Origin of the sequence: uncultured Pluralibacter sp. (genome assembly GCF_913775985.1) — a bacterium.
Taxonomy (GTDB): domain Bacteria; phylum Pseudomonadota; class Gammaproteobacteria; order Enterobacterales; family Enterobacteriaceae; genus Pluralibacter.
In genome coordinates this window covers 37,203-56,678 of sequence record NZ_CAJYMB010000136.1, presented here as the reverse complement: position 1 = coordinate 56,678, position 19,476 = coordinate 37,203, and the positions used below count along the sequence as shown (strand labels likewise).

Annotated in this window: 18 protein-coding genes; 6 read left to right on the top strand and 12 right to left on the bottom strand. The window is 58.0% G+C overall.

All coding sequences use genetic code 11. The features are described from left to right. From QZ766_RS16900 to cspE, 4 genes are all read left to right on the top strand, one after another. Positions 1-1,254, top strand: a complete 1,254-nt coding sequence (locus tag QZ766_RS16900; RefSeq protein ID WP_297203992.1) for a TolC family protein — start codon at positions 1-3, stop codon at positions 1,252-1,254. Further along, the gene (locus QZ766_RS16895; protein ID WP_297203989.1) at positions 1,254-2,483 is read left to right on the top strand and encodes an efflux RND transporter periplasmic adaptor subunit; all 1,230 of its coding nucleotides are present in this window, start codon (positions 1,254-1,256) and stop codon (positions 2,481-2,483) included. Before QZ766_RS16900 ends, QZ766_RS16895 begins: the two co-directional genes overlap by 1 nt. After that, on the top strand, positions 2,480-5,596 hold the full coding sequence (locus tag QZ766_RS16890; protein ID WP_297203986.1) for an efflux RND transporter permease subunit: 3,117 nt from the start codon (positions 2,480-2,482) through the stop codon (positions 5,594-5,596). Before QZ766_RS16895 ends, QZ766_RS16890 begins: the two co-directional genes overlap by 4 nt. Before the next feature lie 194 nt (positions 5,597-5,790). Continuing rightward, positions 5,791-6,000 carry a transcription antiterminator/RNA stability regulator CspE gene (gene cspE, locus QZ766_RS16885; RefSeq protein ID WP_000034826.1) on the top strand — a complete coding sequence of 70 codons (210 nt, stop codon included), beginning with the start codon at positions 5,791-5,793 and terminating at the stop codon, positions 5,998-6,000. Between the two features lie 50 nt (positions 6,001-6,050). On the opposite strand, the gene crcB is transcribed toward cspE, so the two are convergent. Then, complete coding sequence (gene crcB / locus QZ766_RS16880) at positions 6,051-6,428, bottom strand: fluoride efflux transporter CrcB (RefSeq protein ID WP_297203978.1); 378 nt, start codon at positions 6,426-6,428, stop codon at positions 6,051-6,053. 83 nt (positions 6,429-6,511) lie between these two features. Between crcB and QZ766_RS16875 the strand changes: the two genes are divergently transcribed. Continuing rightward, positions 6,512-7,300, top strand: coding sequence for a deaminated glutathione amidase (locus tag QZ766_RS16875; protein ID WP_297203975.1), 789 nt, complete (start codon positions 6,512-6,514; stop codon positions 7,298-7,300). 247 nt (positions 7,301-7,547) lie between these two features. After that, the gene (gene tatE / locus QZ766_RS16870) at positions 7,548-7,751 is read left to right on the top strand and encodes a twin-arginine translocase subunit TatE (protein ID WP_297203972.1); all 204 of its coding nucleotides are present in this window, start codon (positions 7,548-7,550) and stop codon (positions 7,749-7,751) included. A gap of 140 nt (positions 7,752-7,891) precedes the next feature. Here tatE and QZ766_RS16865 read toward each other — a convergent pair whose 3' ends face one another. The 11 genes from QZ766_RS16865 to rsfS all read right to left on the bottom strand — a co-directional run bounded on the left by QZ766_RS16865 (position 7,892) and on the right by rsfS (position 19,295). After that, the gene (locus QZ766_RS16865) at positions 7,892-9,274 is read right to left on the bottom strand and encodes a nucleobase:cation symporter-2 family protein (RefSeq protein WP_297203970.1); all 1,383 of its coding nucleotides are present in this window, start codon (positions 9,272-9,274) and stop codon (positions 7,892-7,894) included. Between the two features lie 207 nt (positions 9,275-9,481). Beyond that, the gene (gene lipA, locus QZ766_RS16860; RefSeq protein WP_297203966.1) at positions 9,482-10,447 is read right to left on the bottom strand and encodes a lipoyl synthase; all 966 of its coding nucleotides are present in this window, start codon (positions 10,445-10,447) and stop codon (positions 9,482-9,484) included. 173 nt (positions 10,448-10,620) lie between these two features. Further along, entirely contained in the window at positions 10,621-11,607 is a 987-nt protein-coding gene (locus tag QZ766_RS16855) for a YbeF family transcriptional regulator (RefSeq protein WP_297203963.1), read from the bottom strand. 269 nt (positions 11,608-11,876) lie between these two features. Beyond that, complete coding sequence (gene lipB, locus QZ766_RS16850; RefSeq protein ID WP_297203960.1) at positions 11,877-12,518, bottom strand: lipoyl(octanoyl) transferase LipB; 642 nt, start codon at positions 12,516-12,518, stop codon at positions 11,877-11,879. Between the two features lie 92 nt (positions 12,519-12,610). Next, positions 12,611-12,874 carry a DUF493 family protein YbeD gene (gene ybeD, locus QZ766_RS16845; protein ID WP_297203958.1) on the bottom strand — a complete coding sequence of 88 codons (264 nt, stop codon included), beginning with the start codon at positions 12,872-12,874 and terminating at the stop codon, positions 12,611-12,613. 106 nt (positions 12,875-12,980) lie between these two features. Next, positions 12,981-14,180, bottom strand: coding sequence for a D-alanyl-D-alanine carboxypeptidase DacA (gene dacA, locus QZ766_RS16840; RefSeq protein ID WP_297204021.1), 1,200 nt, complete (start codon positions 14,178-14,180; stop codon positions 12,981-12,983). 141 nt (positions 14,181-14,321) lie between these two features. Then, entirely contained in the window at positions 14,322-15,449 is a 1,128-nt protein-coding gene (gene rlpA, locus QZ766_RS16835) for an endolytic peptidoglycan transglycosylase RlpA (protein ID WP_297203955.1), read from the bottom strand. A gap of 10 nt (positions 15,450-15,459) precedes the next feature. Continuing rightward, positions 15,460-16,572 carry a peptidoglycan glycosyltransferase MrdB gene (mrdB, locus tag QZ766_RS16830; RefSeq protein ID WP_297203953.1) on the bottom strand — a complete coding sequence of 371 codons (1,113 nt, stop codon included), beginning with the start codon at positions 16,570-16,572 and terminating at the stop codon, positions 15,460-15,462. A 2-nt stretch (positions 16,573-16,574) separates the two neighbouring features. Beyond that, complete coding sequence (gene mrdA / locus QZ766_RS16825; protein WP_297203951.1) at positions 16,575-18,476, bottom strand: peptidoglycan DD-transpeptidase MrdA; 1,902 nt, start codon at positions 18,474-18,476, stop codon at positions 16,575-16,577. Positions 18,477-18,506: 30 nt separating this feature from the next. Continuing rightward, the gene (gene rlmH, locus QZ766_RS16820; RefSeq protein WP_297203949.1) at positions 18,507-18,974 is read right to left on the bottom strand and encodes a 23S rRNA (pseudouridine(1915)-N(3))-methyltransferase RlmH; all 468 of its coding nucleotides are present in this window, start codon (positions 18,972-18,974) and stop codon (positions 18,507-18,509) included. 3 nt (positions 18,975-18,977) lie between these two features. Next, positions 18,978-19,295 carry a ribosome silencing factor gene (gene rsfS, locus QZ766_RS16815; RefSeq protein WP_297203947.1) on the bottom strand — a complete coding sequence of 106 codons (318 nt, stop codon included), beginning with the start codon at positions 19,293-19,295 and terminating at the stop codon, positions 18,978-18,980. Between the last annotated feature and the right edge of the window lie 181 nt (positions 19,296-19,476).

The following is a 19,476-nucleotide window of genomic DNA, read 5'->3' as shown; positions in this document are numbered from 1 at the left end:
ATGAGACTATCAACGCTGGGCCTGTGGCTCGGTGGGGCTCTGCTCGGCCTCGTCCATGCCCCCGCGCAAGCGGAAGCCTGGAGCCTGACGCAAACCCTCATCGCCGCGAGGCACTACTCCGCGGAACTTTCCGCCAGCCGCAACGAAGCCCGTGCGCTTGACGCAATGGCGGAGTCGGCGCGCCAGCTCCCGGATCCAAAACTGAAATTCGGTATCGAAAATGTCCCGGTGCAGGGCAATAACGATCGCCGCTTTACCCGGGAAGGGATGACCATGCAGCGCGTTGGCATCATGCAGCGCTACGTCAGCGGGGAGAAGCGCGAGCGCAAGGCGCAAACCCTGCTGGCGCAGTCGCAGAGCATTGATGCCCAGTCGCAAACCCTGCTGGCTAATCTGCAGCGGGATACCGCTCAGGCGTGGCTCGACCTCGCCCTGTCGCAGCAGGCGCTGGCGGCGGCCAGCAGCCTGGTGACTGAAACTGCGCGCCAGGAGGACGCGCAGCGGGCCGGCGTGGCAGGCGGCAGCGCCGCGCCTGACAGCGTGCTGACGCTGCGCGCGGCGCTCTCCGCCATGCGCAACAGCGTGACCCTTGCCGGGCGCGACGTACAGGTGGCGCGGGCGCGCCTGCAGCTGCTCACCGGTAAAGACATCACTGAGGCAAGCGGTTCGATGCCCGCCTGGCAGCGGCTTCCGGCAGATGAGCAGTCGCTGCTGGAGGGTGTTGCCCAACATCCTGAAGTGGTGGCCGCCGCCCGGCAGGCCAACGCGGCCAAATCGCGATCGGCGGAGTCTGCCATTGCCGCCATTCCGGATGTGGACGTGGAGGTCTATTACGCCCGCCGGGGTGATGATTACGACGATATGGCCGGGGTGATGTTCACCGTCGATCTGCCGCTGTTTCAGGCCAAACGGCAGGATAAAGACCACGCGGCGGATGTCTCGCGAACCCTGCAGGCCAACGATCGGCTGGCGCTGGCGCAGCGCGCGCATGCGGCACAGCTCGCCACGCTGATCGCCGAGTATCAGGCGGCGCAAACTATCTGGCTGCGCCAGCGGGACGAGATTGTGCCTCTTCAGCGGCAGCGGATCGCGCTGCTGAACGCACAGTACCGCGCCGGGCAGTCGGATCTCGCCGCGCTGCTGGCCGCCCGCCGCGATCTGCTGAGCGCCACGCTGGAGATGTTTACTGCCGAAAAAACAGTTGCCCGAAACTGGGCCGCGATCCGCTATCTGATCCCGCAGGAGATCCTGTAATGAAACTATTATTCTTGACCGCCGCGGCCGCGGCGGTACTGGCCGCGACCGGCGGCTACTATTTTGGTTCACGGCATCACGACGCGGCTCCGCAGGCTCAACAGGCCCAACGCAAGGTGCTGTACTGGTACGATCCGATGATGCCGGGCCAGCGCTTTGACAAACCGGGGAAATCACCGTTTATGGATATGCAGCTGGTGCCGCGCTACGCCGACGAGCAGGTGCCGCAGGCGGCGGGTATCGCCATCAGCGCCCGCCAGCAGCAGAACCTGGGGATGGTGGTCAAGCGCGCGCAAATGCGCGTTCTCAGCCCGCGGCTGGAGGCCTGGGGAACCATCGCCCAGGACGATCGCAGTCTGCGGGCGATGTCGGCGCCTGCCGCGGGGGTGATTGAAAAACTGTTCGTGCGCGCGGTGCAGCAGCAAGTACGCGCCGGCGAGCCGCTGGCGCAGCTCTGGATCCCCGGCTGGGTATCGGCCCAGCAGGAGTATCTGGCCGTTCGCCGGCTGGGAGATCCTGCGCTCACCCGCGCCGCGCGCGAGCGCCTGGCGCTGCAGTTTATGCCCGAAGACGTGGTGCGGCAGGTGGAGCGCAGCGGAAGGGCGCAGGCGCGTGTGGTCCTGCGCGCGCCGCGCGCCGGGTACGTGGCGAAGCTGGATGCCAAAGAAGGGGCCCAGGTGGCAGCCACGGCACCGCTATTTGAACTGGCGAGCCTCGATCCGGTCTGGCTGGTGGTGGACTATCCCCAGAGTCAGGCGGCGCTGCTGGGCGCCGGGGCGCACATTGAAGCGACCACTGAAAGCTGGCCAGGGGAGCGCTTTAGCGGGCGGGTCAGCGAGCTGCTGCCGCAGATGGATGCCGCGACCCGTACCTTAAAAGCGCGGATCGTGCTGGATAACCCCCGGCAGAAATTGAAGCCCGGGATGTACGTGCGGGTCGCGGCGCAGCAGCAGGCTGCCGCGCCGGCGACGCTGGCGGTGCCGCAAGAGGCGGTGATTGCCACCGGCGACAGCAGCCGGGTGATTGTCGCCAGGGATGAAGGACACTTTGAGCCGGTCAGCGTGGTAACCGGCATCAGCGCCGGCGGCTGGACCGAGATCCGCCGCGGCCTCGCCGACGGGGATCGCGTAGTGACATCCGGGCAGTTCCTGATCGATTCGGAGGCCAGCCTGCGCAGCGCGCTGCCGGAAGCCGGGCACGCGCACTCAAATGCGGAGGTGGCACCATGATTGCTGCCGTCATTCGCGCCGCGCTGCGCAACCGTCTGCTGGTTATTATCGCCGCGCTGGGGATGGCGCTGTGGGGGATCTGGGCGCTGCAGCGCGCGCCGCTGGACGCGCTGCCGGATCTCTCCGACGTGCAGGTGATCGTGCGGGTAAGCTATCCGGGCAAGGCGCCGCAGGTTATCGAAGATCAGGTAACGTGGCCGCTGACCACCACCATGCTGTCGGTGCCGGGTGCCAAAACCGTACGCGGTTTCTCAATGTTCGGCGATGCCTACGTGTACGTGCTGTTTGAGGACGGCACCGATCTGTACTGGGCGCGCTCGCGGGTGTTGGAATACCTGAGCCAGATCCAATCCCAGCTGCCGGAAGGCGCCCGGGCCGAGCTTGGGCCGGACGCCACCGGCGTGGGCTGGATCTATGAATATGCGCTGGTGGACAAGTCCGGGCGGCATAGTCTGGCCGACCTGCGCGCGCTGCAGGACTGGACGCTTCGCTACGAGCTGAAAACGGTGCCCAATATCTCCGAGGTGGCAAGCCTGGGCGGGATGGTGCGGCAGTACCAGGTGGTGGTAAACCCCGAGCGAATGCGCGCCCTGAATGTGACGCACCAGCAGCTGGTGGACGCGCTGAAGGCCTCAAATCAGGAGAGCGGCGGCGCGCTGGTGGAGATGGGTGAGGCGGAGTATATGGTGCGTACCAGCGGCTATCTGCGCGGCCTGGCGGATTTTAGTCAGATTCCCGTTGCCAGCAGGAGCGGCGTCCCGGTGATGCTTTCCGATGTGGCGAGCGTGCAGATGGGCCCGGCGCTGCGCCGCGGCGTTGCCGAGCTCAACGGTGAAGGGGAAGTTGCCGGCGGTATTGTGGTGATGCGCTACGGCAAAAATGCGCTTGAGACGCTTCACGCGCTCAAGGCGCGCATTGCCGAACTGCAAAAAACGCTGCCTGACGGAGTGCAGATTGTACCGGTCTACGATCGCTCCGGGCTGATTGAGGACGCCGTGGGCAACCTGACCCACAAGCTGATTGAAGAGTTTATCGTGGTCGCACTGGTCTGTGCGCTGTTCCTGTTTCATCTGCGCTCCGCGCTGGTGGCGATTATCTCTCTGCCGCTGGGGATCCTCGGGGCGTTTATCGTCATGCACTATCAGGGTATCAACGCCAACATCATGTCTCTCGGCGGCATCGCTATTGCTATCGGGGCGATGGTGGATGCCGCCATTGTGATGATCGAGAATATGCACAAAGTATTGGAGCAGTGGCGTCACGACAATCCCGGTCGCGCGCCGGACAGCGCTGATTACTGGCAGATTGCCGGGCAGGCCGCGGCGGAAGTGGGGCCGGCGCTGTTTTGCAGCCTGCTGATTATCACCCTGTCGTTTATTCCGGTGTTCTCGCTGGAGGCGCAGGAGGGCAAAATGTTTGCGCCGCTGGCTTTCACCAAAACCTGGTCGATGGCGATGGCGGCGGGGCTCGGGATTACGCTGGTGCCGGTGCTGATGGGCTATTTTATCCGCGGGCGGGTGCCGGATGAGAGTGCCAATCCGCTCAATCGCTGGCTGGTTCGCGCCTACGAGCCGCTGCTGGAGACGGTTTTACGCTGGCCGAAAGCCACGCTGCTGCTGGCCGCCGCGCTGCTGGTGCTTACCCTCTGGCCGCTGCATCGTCTCGGCAGCGAGTTTATGCCGCCGCTGGACGAGGGGGATCTGCTGTATATGCCCTCAACGCTACCGGGTATTTCCGCGCGCGAGGCCGGGCGCCTGCTGCAGCAAACCGACCGCCTGATTAAGAGCGTGCCGGAAGTCGCAAGCGTGCTGGGCAAAGCGGGCCGGGCGGATACCGCCACCGATCCCGCGCCGCTGACCATGCTGGAAACTACCATTCACTTCAAGCCTCGCTCCCAGTGGCGGCCGGGCATGACGCCGGAGAAGCTGGTGGAGGCGCTGGATAAGGCGGTGCAGATCCCGGGCATCGCCAACGTCTGGGTGCCGCCGATCCGTAACCGGCTGGACATGCTCGCCACCGGGATTAAGAGTCCGGTGGGGATCAAGGTTAACGGCAGCCGGCTGGCGGACATCGAGCGGGTTGCGCTGGACATTGAGCGGGTGGTCAAACAGGTGCCCGGCGTGACGTCAGCCCTGGCGGAGCGCCTCTCTGGCGGCCGCTATGTGGATATCGCCATTCGCCGGCAGCAGGCGGCGCGCTACGGCGTTTCGGTGAAGGAGCTTCAGTCTCTGGTCAGCACGCTGGTGGGCGGGGAAAATGTCGGTCAAACCATTGAAGGCCGAGAGCGATTTCCCGTTAACGTGCGCTATCCGCGGGATCTGCGGGACAGCGTCGATAAGCTTCGCGCTTTACCGGTATTGACCGCCGGCGGCAGCCAGGTGGCGCTGGGAGAACTGGCGGACGTGCGCATCAGCGAAGGGCCGCCGATGCTGAAAAGCGAGAATGCGCGGCTCTCGAACTGGATTTACGTGGATCTGCGCGATCGCGACCTGAAGTCGGCGGTGGAGGAGATGCAGCGCCGCGTGGCGAAAGAGGTGGCGCTGCCACAGGGGGTGACGCTCGCCTGGTCCGGTCAGTTTGAATATCTGGAGCGCGCCAGCCAGAAGCTGAAACTGCTGCTGCCGGTGACGCTGGGGATCATTTTCGTTCTGCTGTGGCTCACTTTTCGCCGCGTCGCTGACGTACTGCTGATCATGGGTACGCTGCCGTTTTCCCTGATTGGCGGCGTCTGGCTACTGTGGCTGCTGGGCTATAACCTGTCGGTTGCCGGGGCGGTGGGCTTTATCGCGCTGGCTGGAGTAGCGGCGGAATTTGGAGTGATTATGGTGCTCTATCTTAACAGCGCGCTGGAGAAGCAGCGGCAGCGCGGCGCGCTGGACGAACCCGGATTGCTGAAGGCGATTCATGAAGGCGCTGTCCTGCGCGTGCGGCCAAAAGTGATGACCGTGGCCACCATTATGGCCGGGCTGCTGCCGGTGATGTGGGGCAGCGGTGCCGGTTCAGAGGTGATGAGCCGCATCGCCGCGCCGATGATTGGCGGGATGATTACGGCGCCGCTGCTCTCGATGCTTGTCATCCCGGCGCTGTACCGGCTCCTGCACCGGACGGCATAGTCGGGGTAGCGCTGCTGTTAACGATTTGGCAAAAATATGACGTTTGAGCAAAAAAACAGCGAATTGGTCTGTAAGTAAAAAGTTAGCGACTTTTATCACTATTTCGTGAAGTTGGGCTGGACAAAAGCCTCCACAATTGCTGTACTGTTACCCGACACAGCATTTGTGTCTATTTTCTTGTAAAGGTAATATTGATGTCTAAGATTAAAGGTAACGTTAAGTGGTTTAATGAGTCCAAAGGCTTTGGTTTCATTACTCCGGAAGATGGCAGCAAAGACGTGTTCGTACACTTCTCTGCAATCCAGACTAACGGTTTCAAAACTCTGGCTGAAGGTCAGCGTGTAGAGTTCGAAATCACTAACGGTGCCAAAGGCCCTTCTGCTGCTAACGTAACTGCTCTGTAAGCGTAACGACAGTAGAATTCAAAAACCCGCCACGGCGGGTTTTTTTTCGCCTAGCGCGTGGCGGAGAATAACCAAAAGGCCGCCGCGGTCATCGCAAACGATCCCAGTATGTTTACCGCAACGTTCGCCAGCGCCCAGCCGAATCGCCCTTCCTGCAGTAAAAATACCACTTCTGCCGAAAAGGTTGAGAAGGTGGTGAGGCCGCCGCAAAAGCCGGTGGTGATCAGCAGCTTCCACATTGGATCGACGCCGCTCATGCGGTTGAACCACGCCAGCCCGGCGCCAATAATAAAAGCCCCCAGCAAATTCGCCGCCAGCGTACCCAGAGGAATCGCGTGGTGTAAGGGGTTCAGGCGCATGCCCAGCATCCAGCGCGCGACGCTGCCGGTACCACCGCCGATAAATACCGCAAAAAGAAGTTGTAACACCGGGATTTCCTGCTATTTGAATAAAGATACGTAATGTTAGCGCCGGGCCCGCCTTCTGGCTACGGTTTGATACAGGAGAGACTATGCGCGTTGCTGCCGGACAATTTGCCGTAACCCCTGACTGGGAAACCAATGCCCGTACCTGCGTACAGCTTATGCGCCGGGCTGCGGAGCAGGGGGCGTCGTTATTAGTGCTGCCGGAGGCTCTGCTGGCCCGCGATGACAGCGATCCTGATCTGTCAGTAAAATCGGCCCAGCCGCTCGATGGCGGTTTTTTAAATCTGCTGCGCGCGGAAAGCCAGACAAACCGGCTCGTCACTATACTCACCGTTCACGTGCCAACCGCGCAGGGAAGAGCCGCCAATACGCTGGTCGCGCTGCGCGGCGGTGATATTATCGCCCGCTATCAAAAAATCCACCTGTACGATGCGTTCAGCATGCAGGAGTCCCGGCGGGTCGACGCCGGCAGCGTGCTGCCGCCGCTGCTTGACGTTGAGGATATGCGGGTGGGGCTGATGACCTGCTACGATCTGCGTTTTCCGGAAATGGCGCTGTCGCTGGCTTTGCAGGGGGCGGATCTTCTGGCCCTCCCCGCAGCCTGGGTGCGAGGCCCGCTTAAGGAACACCACTGGAGTACATTACTTGCCGCCCGCGCCCTGGACGCAACCTGCGGCATTGTGGCCGCCGGTGAATGCGGTAATAAAAATATCGGCCTGAGCCGCATTGTCGATCCCAGCGGCGTGACCCTCGCCGGCGCGGGCGTCACGCCGCAGCTGATTTTTGCAGAGATGAGTAAAGCGTCAATAGAACACATTCGCGACAGGTTGCCGGTGCTTAAGAACCGCCGGTTTGCGCCACCGCAAATTTTATGACGTTTTTTTAAACGTTGCTTGATTCACCTTGTTACAGATTGCTATTGTGTGCCCGCTTAAAACGGGCCTTAATTATATCACCGTGCTCCCGGGAGCAGATGAACCGACATCGTCGATTCCGTCCTGTAGAGCCGCTGCGAATACCCTTCAAATCAGCGAGCTGATTTATCCTTCATGTGAATTTTCCGGGTATATAGTTACGGCTCAGAGCGTTTATTGTTGTCGTTGTTTCAATGAGAAGGTATCTATGGGTGAGATTAGTATTACCAAACTGCTGGTAGTTGCAGCACTGATTGTACTGGTGTTTGGTACAAAAAAATTGCGCACGCTGGGTGGCGATCTGGGTTCGGCAATCAAGGGCTTTAAAAAAGCCATGAACGAAGATGACACCAGCGCCAAAAAGAGTGCAGAAGACGAGATCCCGGCAGAGAAGCTCTCTCACAAAGAGTAATCCCGCGCTCTGCGACAATTTTTAGCGGCGTCGCTTACTGGCGATGCATGCCGGGGATATACCTGCCCTGCCTGAGAGGCTGCAGCGGGAGTACGCTGCGGCCTCTTGTCATTTCTGTTCCATAAGTGCAACCAATTGTTTCAGCCTGACCGACGTTCTGTTGCCGCAGCGGGCTGGCAAACGGTGCTCTCAGCGCTCTCCTTTGGCAATAGTAGATTAAGCAGCATTGCTGCTATCCCACCGCTCGCTACCGCAGAACCAAACAGATTTTTCACCATCGGCGGCAGCTGGCTAAGGAAGTCCGGTTCGGCGTCAATGCCCAAACCGATGCCGAATGACACGGCAATAATCAGCATATCGCGGCGCGTCAGCGGCGCCTGGGTCATAATTCGGATGCCCGCCGCCAGCACGCTGCCGAACATTACCAGCGTTGCGCCTCCCAGAACCGGGGCAGGGATCTGTTGGATCACCGCGCCAAATGTCGGAAAAAGACCCAGCACAACCAGCAGTCCGCCGATCCAGATGCCGACCCGGCGGCTCGCCAAGCCGGTCATCTGAATAACGCCGTTGTTTTGAGCAAATGTGGTGCTGGGCAGCGCGGAGAACAGCGCTGCCAGGATGCAGCTCACGCCGTCCGCCATAATGCCGCCCTTGAGCCTGGCCGTATACTGCTCGCCTTCCACAGGCTGACGGGAAATCAGGCAATTAGCGGTCAGATCGCCCGCTGTTTCAAGAATGCAGATCAGTGAAATAAGGGCTATCGGCAGAAAGAGCGCGTAGTCAAAATCAAAGCCAAAGCGCAACGGCTGGGGCAGGGCTATCCAGCTGTGGGTAAAGGGCTGCCAGTGTAGCCCGCCGCCGAGGGCCGCGAGCAGGGTGCCGAGGGAAATACCGAGGATCACGGCGCCGAGGCGCAGCCAGCTGTTCCTGGCGCGGCTAAAGATGACGATGGTCATCAGGGTCAGCAGGCCGATAAGCAGATTGTGCGGCGCGCCAAAGCTTTTCGCCCCGTGGCCGCCACCCCAGTCGATGATGCTGACTTTAATCAGGCTGATACCAATCAGGCACAGCACGGTACCGCTAACCAGCGGTGTAATAATTTTTCGCAGCTGCCCGGTAAAGCGGCTGACGACGACGGGAATAAAGGCGGCAACGAGCGTGATGCCAAATATCATCGCCATGATCTGCTCCGGGCTGCCGCCCCGACTTTTTACCGCAAACCCGGCGCTGAGGATCGCCCCCAGAAAGGCGAAGCTGGTGTCCTGCAGGCAAATCATCCCCGCGCCAATGCCAAACGGCCTGCGCGCCTGAATAAACGTCCCGGCGCCGGAAACCATGAGCGACATGCTGATAAGCCAGGGCAGGTATGCGTTCAGACCGAGCGCGGCGCTGACAATCAGCGGTGGCGTGATAATCCCCACCAGACTCGCCATGACGTGCTGAAGCGCGGTAAGAAAGGCGGGAAGTGGGGCGGGCTTATCTTCCAGTCCATAAATCAGTTCTGAAGGTTGGTGGGCTGACATAGGGCGCTCCTGATAATCGGGGTTAACAGGAGATGCATGAAACGTTCCATCTTGAAAAGTTGAGATAAAAACGATAACTGGCTAGATAATAAAGACTTTTATGGTGAGTCAAAAGTTTCACCAAAGGTGTTCATGCATTATTACGGTGCGGGAGGCAATAAAAAACCGCAGCGAATGCTGCGGCTTTGTGCAGGTGAAGCGAGAGGACTATTTAACTTCCATCCCCTTTGCCTGCAAATCGGCGTGGTAGGACGAACGCACGAAAGGACCGCAGGCCGCGTGGGTGAATCCCATCGCCAGCGCTTCGCCTTTCATCTCTTCAAATTCGTCCGGGCTCACGTAGCGCTGCACCGGGAGGTGATGGCGGCTCGGCTGCAGATACTGACCGAGGGTCAGCATAGTGACGCCGTGGCGGCGCAGATCGCGCATTACTTCGACTATTTCAGCGTTGGTCTCGCCCAGTCCCACCATCAGGCCCGACTTGGTGGGCAGCTCCGGATGCGCCTCTTTAAAACGTTCCAGCAGCTTGAGCGACCAGTTGTAGTCAGCGCCCGGCCGAACCTGGCGGTAGATGCGCGGTACGTTTTCAAGGTTGTGGTTGAACACGTCCGGCGGCGTCTCTTTTAGAATGTCCAGCGCGCGGTCCATGCGGCCGCGGAAGTCCGGTACCAGGGTTTCAATTTTAATCCCCGGGCTCTTCTCACGAATAGCGCTGATGCAGTCGGCAAAGTGCTGGGCGCCACCGTCGCGCAGATCGTCGCGGTCAACGGAGGTGATGACCACATAGCGTAGCACCATATCGGCGATGGTCTGGGCCAGCTTCTGCGGCTCGTTGGCGTCGGGCGTCACGGGGCGGCCGTGGGCAACGTCGCAAAACGGGCAGCGGCGGGTGCAGATCGCGCCGAGGATCATAAAGGTGGCGGTGCCGTGGTTGAAGCACTCGGCAAGGTTAGGGCAGGAAGCCTCTTCGCAAACGGAGTGCAGCCCGTTTTTGCGCATGGCGGCCTTAATGCCCTGGATACGGGACGAGTCCGCCGGCAGTTTGATCTTCATCCACTCGGGCTTGCGCAGCAGCGCCTCGCGCTCGGTGGCGACATTTTTTACCGGGATAAGGGCCATTTTGTCGGCATCGCGGTACTTAACACCGCGTTCCATTACAATGGGTTTACTCATAGCTTGCGTGTTCCAGTTGCGAGTAACAAAGGTATAGTGCAAATTCAAGTAACGTTGCTTTTATCAACTATTTTTGAATTTAGATTCGGCGAGTATACCATCAATCGGACGCCGAAAGCAGCCTGCTGCCCCGCAATTTGTAAAGAAGATGTTGCGTTCTGTGCGCTGTGAATTTATGCCAGCGAAGTATGTCCGCCTCCTGCAGCGCGGAACGCCTGAGAGATGCTCTCAATGGCTTTTTCCAGCGTCGGATCCAGCAGACTGTGGCTGTTGAAGTACAGCGCAATATCGATAGGCTCTTCTTCAATATGCGGAACGCTGATTTTCTCAATGGGCCAGCAGCGGGCAAACAGGGTATAGCAGCTTTCCGGCATCACGCCCAGCAGGTCGCTGTTGCTGATAAGCGCGGCAATGGTGACGACGTTATAGCTGCTGACGCTAATTTGCTGTTCGGAAAGGATAGCCTGCATCCGGCGGTGATATTCAGTATGGGCCACGCCTTCGACCATCAGCACGGTATAGTCGTACTCGTTGAGCGTTTCCGGCCCCCACGCAATTTTGCGTGCGGGATGATCTTTGCGGGCAACCAGCACCAGCCTGTCGCGATACAAGATATTGTTATTAAGGGCCCGCGGGGTGTAGATGTGGCTATCAATGATTAAGTCGGTTTGAAATTGTCCTAACTGGCTATCAACATCCGTCACTGGAATATTTTTTATAATCACGTGGGGAAGCTTTTCTTTAATAACCTGATAGATAATTGGCATTACGACTACGCCAATTGAGGGAGATGTTCCAATGGTTATTGTTCTGTGCTTGTCGTAGATGCCGGTTAGATCGAGTGCGCCAAGAATAGATTCCAGACCCTGGCTGATGTATTCGTGTAAATGCGTTGCGTAGCTGGTGGGGACGACGCCGTGGCCGCGACGAATAAACAGCGGATCGGGGAATATGGCGCGCAGTTTTTTAATCGACTGACTAATTGCCGAAGGAGTAAGGTTGAGTATCCTTGCCGCATTGACAATCCCTTTGTGGATGTAAACTGCTTCAAAAATAGTCAGTAAATTAAGGTCGATATTACGCAATGTGTGAAAAATTTGCGGCGAACCTTTTCCGTTATGGTTACTTATTTGGTTTGGGGGCTGGTAGTCATATTCCACAGCAGGACTCCGTATTCATTCATAATATGAATGAAGGTTAATTGTTTACTTCAGAGATATTTTCGCGGGAAAAAGTCCATGCGTTTATTATCATTGCCGGGCGCATTAAAAGATTCGCTGAGTTGTTTAGTAAATACCTAATAAGTAGTATTTAAAAGTTGATATTCTTTCGGTCTGAAAAAGAAAATATAGAAAGAGAGAGTTAATGTAAAGGACAACCAGATAAAAAGTGAGGGAACCCGACGAGAGTCGGGTTTTAGCAGAATATATTAAGTATTGATATATATATGAGCAGGATTGTTTAGCAATGCTAAAAAAGACGATACTAAACGCGGGGCTACTTCTTGAGTATTCACTCCGCTACGCATTGCGTGAATATGCGTCATTTCCATCCCGGCGTAGCCGCAGGGGTTGATGCGTAAAAAAGGTGCCAGGTCCATATTGACGTTCAGCGCCAGACCGTGAAATGAGCAGCCCTTGCGAATGCGCAATCCCAGCGAGCAAATCTTCTTTTCACCGACGTATACGCCGGGCGCGTCTGCGCGCGGATGCGCATCAATATCGTAGTCAGCGAGGGTGTTGACCACGGTTTGCTCCAGCAGCGTCACCAGCTCCCTGACGCCAAGCTTGCGCCGCTTCAGGTTCAGAAGTACGTACATTACCTGCTGGCCGGGGCCATGGTAGGTCACCTGGCCGCCTCTGTCACTCTGAATTACCGGAATATTGCCCGGGGCCAGCACATGTTCAGCTTTTCCGGCCTGACCCTGCGTAAATACGGGGGAGTGCTCAACCAGCCAGATCTCATCCGGCGTATCGTCATCGCGGCGATCGGTAAAATCATGCATTGCCTGCGACACGGGTTCGTAGGGCTGAACGCCGAGCTGGCGCACGATAATCGTATTAACATCCAAAACAACATCTCCGCTGGCGGAAGAAATGATGGGGAAGGAGTATATCACACGGGGCAGCGGTATTGCCCGGCGGGTGCCGGGCAGGCAGGGAATTAGAGAACCATGCGTACAATTTCGATATTGCCGAGCTCTTCGTACAGAGTTTCCACCTGCTCAACGTGCGTGGCGTTGATGGTGATAGAAACCGAATGATAGTTCCCTTTACTGCTCGGTTTTACCTGAGGCGAGTAATCACCAGGGGCGTGGCGCTGTACCACTTCCACCACCTGATCAACCAGCTCAGGTTTCGCCAGACCCATCACCTTGTAGGTAAAAGAGGTAGGGAATTCAAGCAGTTCGTTAAGTTTGGTTTTCATGTCAGCTCCGGGTATTTAAAAGTACTGCTCCCGCGATGAGCGCGGGAGCAGAAATAGTCATGCTTAGTATATGGGGATGAAGATCACACTTTCAAGTGTTCATCTTTTAACCAAACCAGTGGTGAAACATTAATTTAATGTAATCAACAATTTTGCCGAAGAAATTGCCTTCCGGAATCTCCTGCAGCACCACCAGCGGGCGCTGTTCAATGGTCTTGCCATCAAGCTGGAAATTAATGGTGCCAACCACCTGATTTTTTTGCAGCGGCGCGTGCAGCTCCGGAGAGTTCAGCACGTAGCTGGCTTTTAAATCCTTCATGCGACCGCGCGGGATGGTGAGGTAAACATCTTTATCAACGCCCAGCGAAGCGCGGTCGGTATCGCCAAACCAGGCCGGTTCAGAAGCAAATTCTTTGCCCACTTTCAGCGGATTAACGGTTTCAAAGAAGCGGAAGCCCCAGGTCAGCAGCTTTTTGCTCTCTGTTTCGCGTCCCTTGAAGGTGCGGCCGCCCATCACGGCAGAGACCAGACGCATCTGGCCTTCTGTCGCCGAGGCAACCAGGTTGTAGCCCGCTTTGTTGGTGTGGCCGGTTTTAATACCGTCAACGTGCAGGCTGTTGTCCCACAGCAGGCCGTTGCGGTTCATCTGGCGGATGCCGTTAAAGGTGAACTCTTTTTCTTTATAGATGGTGTATTCGTTCGGCACGTCGCGGATCAGCGCCTGGCCAATCAGGGCCATATCCCGGGCGGAGCTGTACTGACCGTCCGCATCCAGACCGTGTACGGTCTGGAAGTGGGTGTTTTTCAGCCCCAGTGCGTTGACGTAGTTGTTCATCAGGCCAACGAAGGCGTCCTGGCTGCCGGCGACGTAGTCGGCCATAGCCACGCAGGCGTCATTGCCGGACTGCAGGTTGATACCGCGGATCAGCTGCGACACCGGCACCTGCATCCCTGGCTTGAGGAACATCAGGGACGAGCCCTTAAACACCGGATTGCCGGTAGCCCAGGCGTCGTTGCCGACGGTGACCATGTCCGACTCTTTGAACTTGCCGGCTTTCATGGCCTGACCGATAACGTAGCTGGTCATCATTTTGGTCAGGCTGGCCGGATCGCGGCGGGAGTCGGCATTCTGTTCTGCCAGCACTTTGCCTGAGTTGTAATCAATGAGAATGTAGGATTCGGCATCGATCTGCGGGACGCCGGGGATCATCGTTTTTATATTGAGATCGTCGGCGCGGACGGCGGTAGAGAGTGCCGTAACGGAGAGCGTCGCGATTAGCAAGCGTACAGAGAAAGAGATCTTCATGGTCAAAACAACAACATCCGTGATGGGATTAAAATAAGTGCCCTACTATAGCAAATGGTCGAAGTTGCAGCACCCGGGAACCGACACGACTTTGTTAACGATTTTTACATGTCTGGTTACCCGGTGTGCATTCTTCATAAGCTAGTTGGCGTGAGTAATAAATGACTGGAGCTGCGCTTCGCTCTGCAGACGCTGCTGCAGGCTGCTGGCTTCCCCTTTGCTGTTAAACGGTCCCAGTTGAATGCGCCATACGGCACCATTCTGCGTAACGCGGCCGGGCACGGAAAACTGCTGGCTGAGCTTTTTCTGAAACTGCTGGCCGCGGCTTTCGTCGCTGACCGCGCCCACCTGCACGACGTAGCTGCCGGAAGCGGCTGTCGGCGCAGGCGTTGCTGGTGCGGTCGTTGCTGCGGCGGCTGCCGGTGCGGGGCTGCCCTGTACCGAGCCCGGCGCGGTTACCGGAGCGGCCTGCGTTGGCTGAGCGACCGGCTCGCTGCTTTCGAGCACGCCGGACTGCAGCGGTACAGGCGCGCCGAGGAAGCCGCCGCTTGCGTTAGGCGCACCGGGGTTTCCCTGGGACTGTAGCGTGTCGTTGCTGACGGGGCGCACATTTGCCTGATCGATAACAGGTTCCGGCGCAGAAGATGCGCTGCCCATACCGCCGCCCAGATCCGGACGGGCGGGAAGGGCGTAGGTTTGCTTCGCGACTTTGACGCAGGCCATACCCGGCCCGGAAAGCCCGCCGTCCGGCGCGACGATAATCGGATCGATGCGGACTTTGGTGTTGTTGGAGGTATTCAGGCGATCGGCGGCGGCGCGCGACAGGGAGATTACCCGGTCATTGCCGTAAGGACCGCGATCGTTGATGCGCACTACCAGCATCCGGCCATTGGCAAGGTTAGTGATGCGCGCATAGCTCGGGATAGGCAGCGTCGGGTGCGCCGCCGTGAGCTGCATCGGATCGAAGGCTTCCCCGGAGGATGTCAGGTTACTGCCGGGTTCGGCATCATAGATAGCCGCAAGCCCGGCCTGAGAAAAGTTCGCCGGATCCTGCACAATCTTATAGTTTTTGCCGTCGCGCTGATAATCCTGATTCGCGGACGGATTCAGGCTTTCATATTGCGGATCTGCGCCGGTAATTTCGACAACCGGCCCGCTGCACACGACAGGTTTAGGTGCGCTGACGGTTTGCTGCGGCTGCCCCTCATCATTTGAACAGGCTGTCAGTAACCCTGCGGCAACGCAGACCCCAATCCATAGCTTACGCATTGCGCACCTCTTATACGCTTTTTGACAACATTTTCCTGTGGGTATGTATCGACATCACGATACCAAACCCGGCCATCAGTACGATCAAGGCGGAGCCTCCGTAGCTGACCAGCGGCAGCGGTACGCCGACCACCGGCAGGATCCCACTCACCATACCAATATTTACGAAGACATAAACGAATAAAATCAGCATCAGCCCTCCGGCCATGACCCGGCCAAAGGTTGTTTGCGCCTGTGCGGCTATTACCAGCCCGCGCATAATCAGCAAAACATACAGCGCGAGCAGGATCAGGATGCCGATAAGCCCAAGCTCTTCTGCCAGCACCGCAAAAATAAAGTCGGTGTGGCGCTCGGGGAGAAACTCAAGCTGGGACTGGGTTCCGTGCAGCCAGCCTTTGCCGCGCAGGCCGCCGGAGCCGATAGCAATCTTGGACTGAATAATATGATAGCCGGCGCCCAGCGGATCGGTTTCCGGATCGAGCAGCATCATTACGCGCTGGCGCTGATAGTCATGCATCAGGAAGAACCACAGTATCGGGATAAAGGCGGCAACCAGCACCACCGCCACGCCGATAAGCCGCCAGCTCAGGCCGGCCAGGAACAGTACGAACAGGCCCGAAAGGGCAATCAAAATCGAGGTGCCGAGGTCGGGCTGGGCAGCAACCAGCAGCGTAGGCAGAAATATCAGCACCAGTGCTATCGCAGTGTTTTTCAGGGACGGCGGACAGACGTCGCGGTTGATAAAGCGGGCCACCATCAGCGGAACCGCAATCTTGGCTATCTCCGAAGGCTGAAAGCGCACAACCCCGAGATCCAGCCAGCGCTGCGCCCCTTTCGATATCGCGCCGAAGGCATCCACGGCCACCAGCAGGATAATACAGATGATATAAAGCCAGGGCGCCCAGCCTTCGTATACCCGGGGCGGGATCTGCGCCATGACCACCATGATAACCAGGCCCATCGCAATCTGGCCGATTTTACGCTCCATCATGCCCATATCCTGACCGCTGGCGCTCCAGATAACCAGCGCGCTGTAGGTCAGCAGTGCCAGCAGGATCAGCAGCATGGTCGGATCGATGTGGATTTTTTCCCACAGCGATTTTTTATTGGGATTATCGGTCATGATTATTGGTCCTCCGCTGCTGCGTTAGCCGGGGCCTCTGCAGGCAGAACGGTATTGTTATCGCCGAGCATGATATGGTCGAGGATCTGGCGCATGATGGTACCCACCGCCGGACCGGCACCGCCGTTCTCGAGGATGATCGCGACGGCCACTTTTGGATTATCGTACGGCGCAAAGGCAGTCATCAGCTTGTGGTCGCGCAGGCGTTCGGCGATTCTGTGGGCGTTATAGGTTTCATTCGCCTTCAGGCCAAATACCTGAGCCGTACCAGACTTGGCGGCGGCTTTATAGGGCGCGCCGGCAAAATACTTATGCGCCGTCCCGTTAGGGCGGTTAGCAACGCCGTACATACCGTCTTTAGCGATTTCCCAGTAACCCGAGTGAACATCGCCAATTGGCGTCTCATGCGGCTGCTGCCAGGGCACCTGTTTGCCGTTCTCAAAGGTGCTGTACAGCAGGTGCGGGACTTTAATGACGCCATCGTTAATCAGGATCATTAATGCTTTATTCATCTGGATAGGCGTCGCCGTCCAGTAGCCCTGGCCGATGCCCACCGGGATGGTGTCGCCCTGATACCACGGCTTTTTAAAGCGTTTAAGCTTCCACTCGCGGGTTGGCATATTGCCGGAGCGCTCTTCAGAAAGGTCGATGCCGGTATAGTGGCCGTAGCCAAACTTGCCGAGCCACTCGGAAAGGCGGTCGATGCCCATATCGTAGGCCACCTGATAGAAGAAGGTATCGGCGGATTCCTCTAGTGCCTTGGTGACGTTCAGGCGGCCGTGTCCCCATTTCTTCCAGTCGCGGTAGCGTTTATCAGAGCCGGGCAGCTGCCACCAGCCGGGATCGAACAGGCTGGTATTGCGGGTGATCACGCCGGCGGTGAGGGCCGAAACGGCAACGTAAGGCTTAACGGTAGACGCCGGTGGGTAGACACCCTGAGTCGCGCGGTTCACCAGCGGCGTGTTCGGATCGTTGAGCAGCCCCGAGTAGTCCTTGCTGGAGATGCCGTCCACGAACAGGTTCGGATCGTAGCTCGGCATTGAAACCAGCGCCAGAATTCCGCCAGTGCGCGGATCGGTAACCACCACGGCGGCGCGGCTGCCCGTCAGCAGCGTTTCAATATACTGTTGTAGCTTGAGGTCGAGAGTGAGGTAGATATCGTGCCCTGCCTGGGGCGGCACCTCTTTCAGCTGGCGAATGACACGGCCGCGGTTGTTAACTTCAACCTCTTCGTAGCCGGTCTGCCCGTGCAGCACGTCTTCGTAGTAGCGTTCAATGCCCAGCTTGCCGATATCGTGGGTGGCGGCATAGTTTGCCAGCTTGCCCTCTTTATCCAGGCGCTCAACGTCTTTGTCGTTGATTTTTGACACATAGCCGATGACGTGGGTCAGGGCAGAGCCAAACGGATAATAGCGGCGCTTGTAGCCTTTCACTTCAACGCCCGGGAAGCGGTACTGATTGACGGAAAAGCGCGCCACCTGAACTTCGGTCAGGTTCACCTTGACCGGGATAGAGGTAAAGCGGTGCGAGCGGGCGCGCTCTTTCTTGAAATTGGCGAGATCGTCGTCGTTCAGATCGACGACGCTGCGCAGATCGTTCAGCGTCTGCTGAAGGTTGTCGACCTTCTCTGGCATGATCTCAAGCTGGCAAATGGTACGGTTCGACGCCAGCGGCGTGCCGTTGCGGTCGTAGATAATGCCGCGGCTCGGGGGGATCGGCACCAGCTTGATGCGGTTTTCGTTAGAGCGTGTTTGATAGTCGGTAAAACGCACGACCTGCAGATTATAGAGATTTGCAATAAGCACGCCGGTCAGGAGCAAAATCCCTACAAAAGCGACCACCGCCCGGCGCACGAAGAGCGCGGACTCGGCCGAATAGTCGCGAAAAGAATTCTGTAATTTCATCCGCTGTTTAATCTTCTGACCTGGTCATCATTACTCACGATGATATGGGTGGTTGGTGGTAATACTCCACGCCCGATAGAGGCTCTCGGCCACCAGTACCCGCACCAGCGGATGGGGCAGGGTAAGGCAGGAGAGCGACCAGCTTTGCTCGGCAGCGGCTTTACAGGCCGGGGAGAGCCCTTCCGGACCGCCGATGAGCAGGCTGACGTCGCGGCCGTCATGCTTCCAGCGCTCAAGCTCGACGGACAGCTGCGGCGTATCCCAGGGTTTGCCGGGAATATCAAGGGTGACGATGCGGTTTTTCCCCGCGGCCGCCAGCATCAGCTCGCCTTCTTTATCGAGGATCCGCTTGATGTCGGCATTTTTGCCGCGTTTGCCGGCGGGAATTTCCACCAGCTCAAACGGCATATCTTTCGGAAAGCGGCGCAGGTATTCGGTAAAGCCGGTTTGCACCCAGTCCGGCATTTTGGTGCCTACGGCGACGAGCTGAAGCTTCACCCATTAACCCCAGAGTTTTTCCAGCTCGTACAGGCGACGACTCTCTTCCTGCATTACGTGGACGATAACTTCGCCTAAATCCACCACGATCCAGTCGGCGACCGTTTCGCCTTCTACGCCGAGCGGCAGCATGCCTGCGGCGCGGGATTCCTGAACCACGTGGTCGGCAATGGACATCACGTGGCGGGTTGAGGTGCCGGTGCAGATAATCATGCAGTCGGTGATACTGGATTTGCCCTGAACGTCGAGAGAGACGATGTCCTGGCCCTTAAGGTCGTCAATTTTGTCGATGACAAAATCCTGGAGTGCTTTACCCTGCAAGAGTTCCCCCTGGGAGGTTTAGAGTGACAATAAAAATAGCCCGTCAGTATACCTGATTCAGAAAGAAATTCGGGACAAATGTCCGGCAGCCGGTGCCAGGCGGAATATCATCCCATCCGAAGCCGTTGAATGCATCGCCGTTTTTGTAAAACAATTTCTGTAAATCAATGTAGACCCGCGA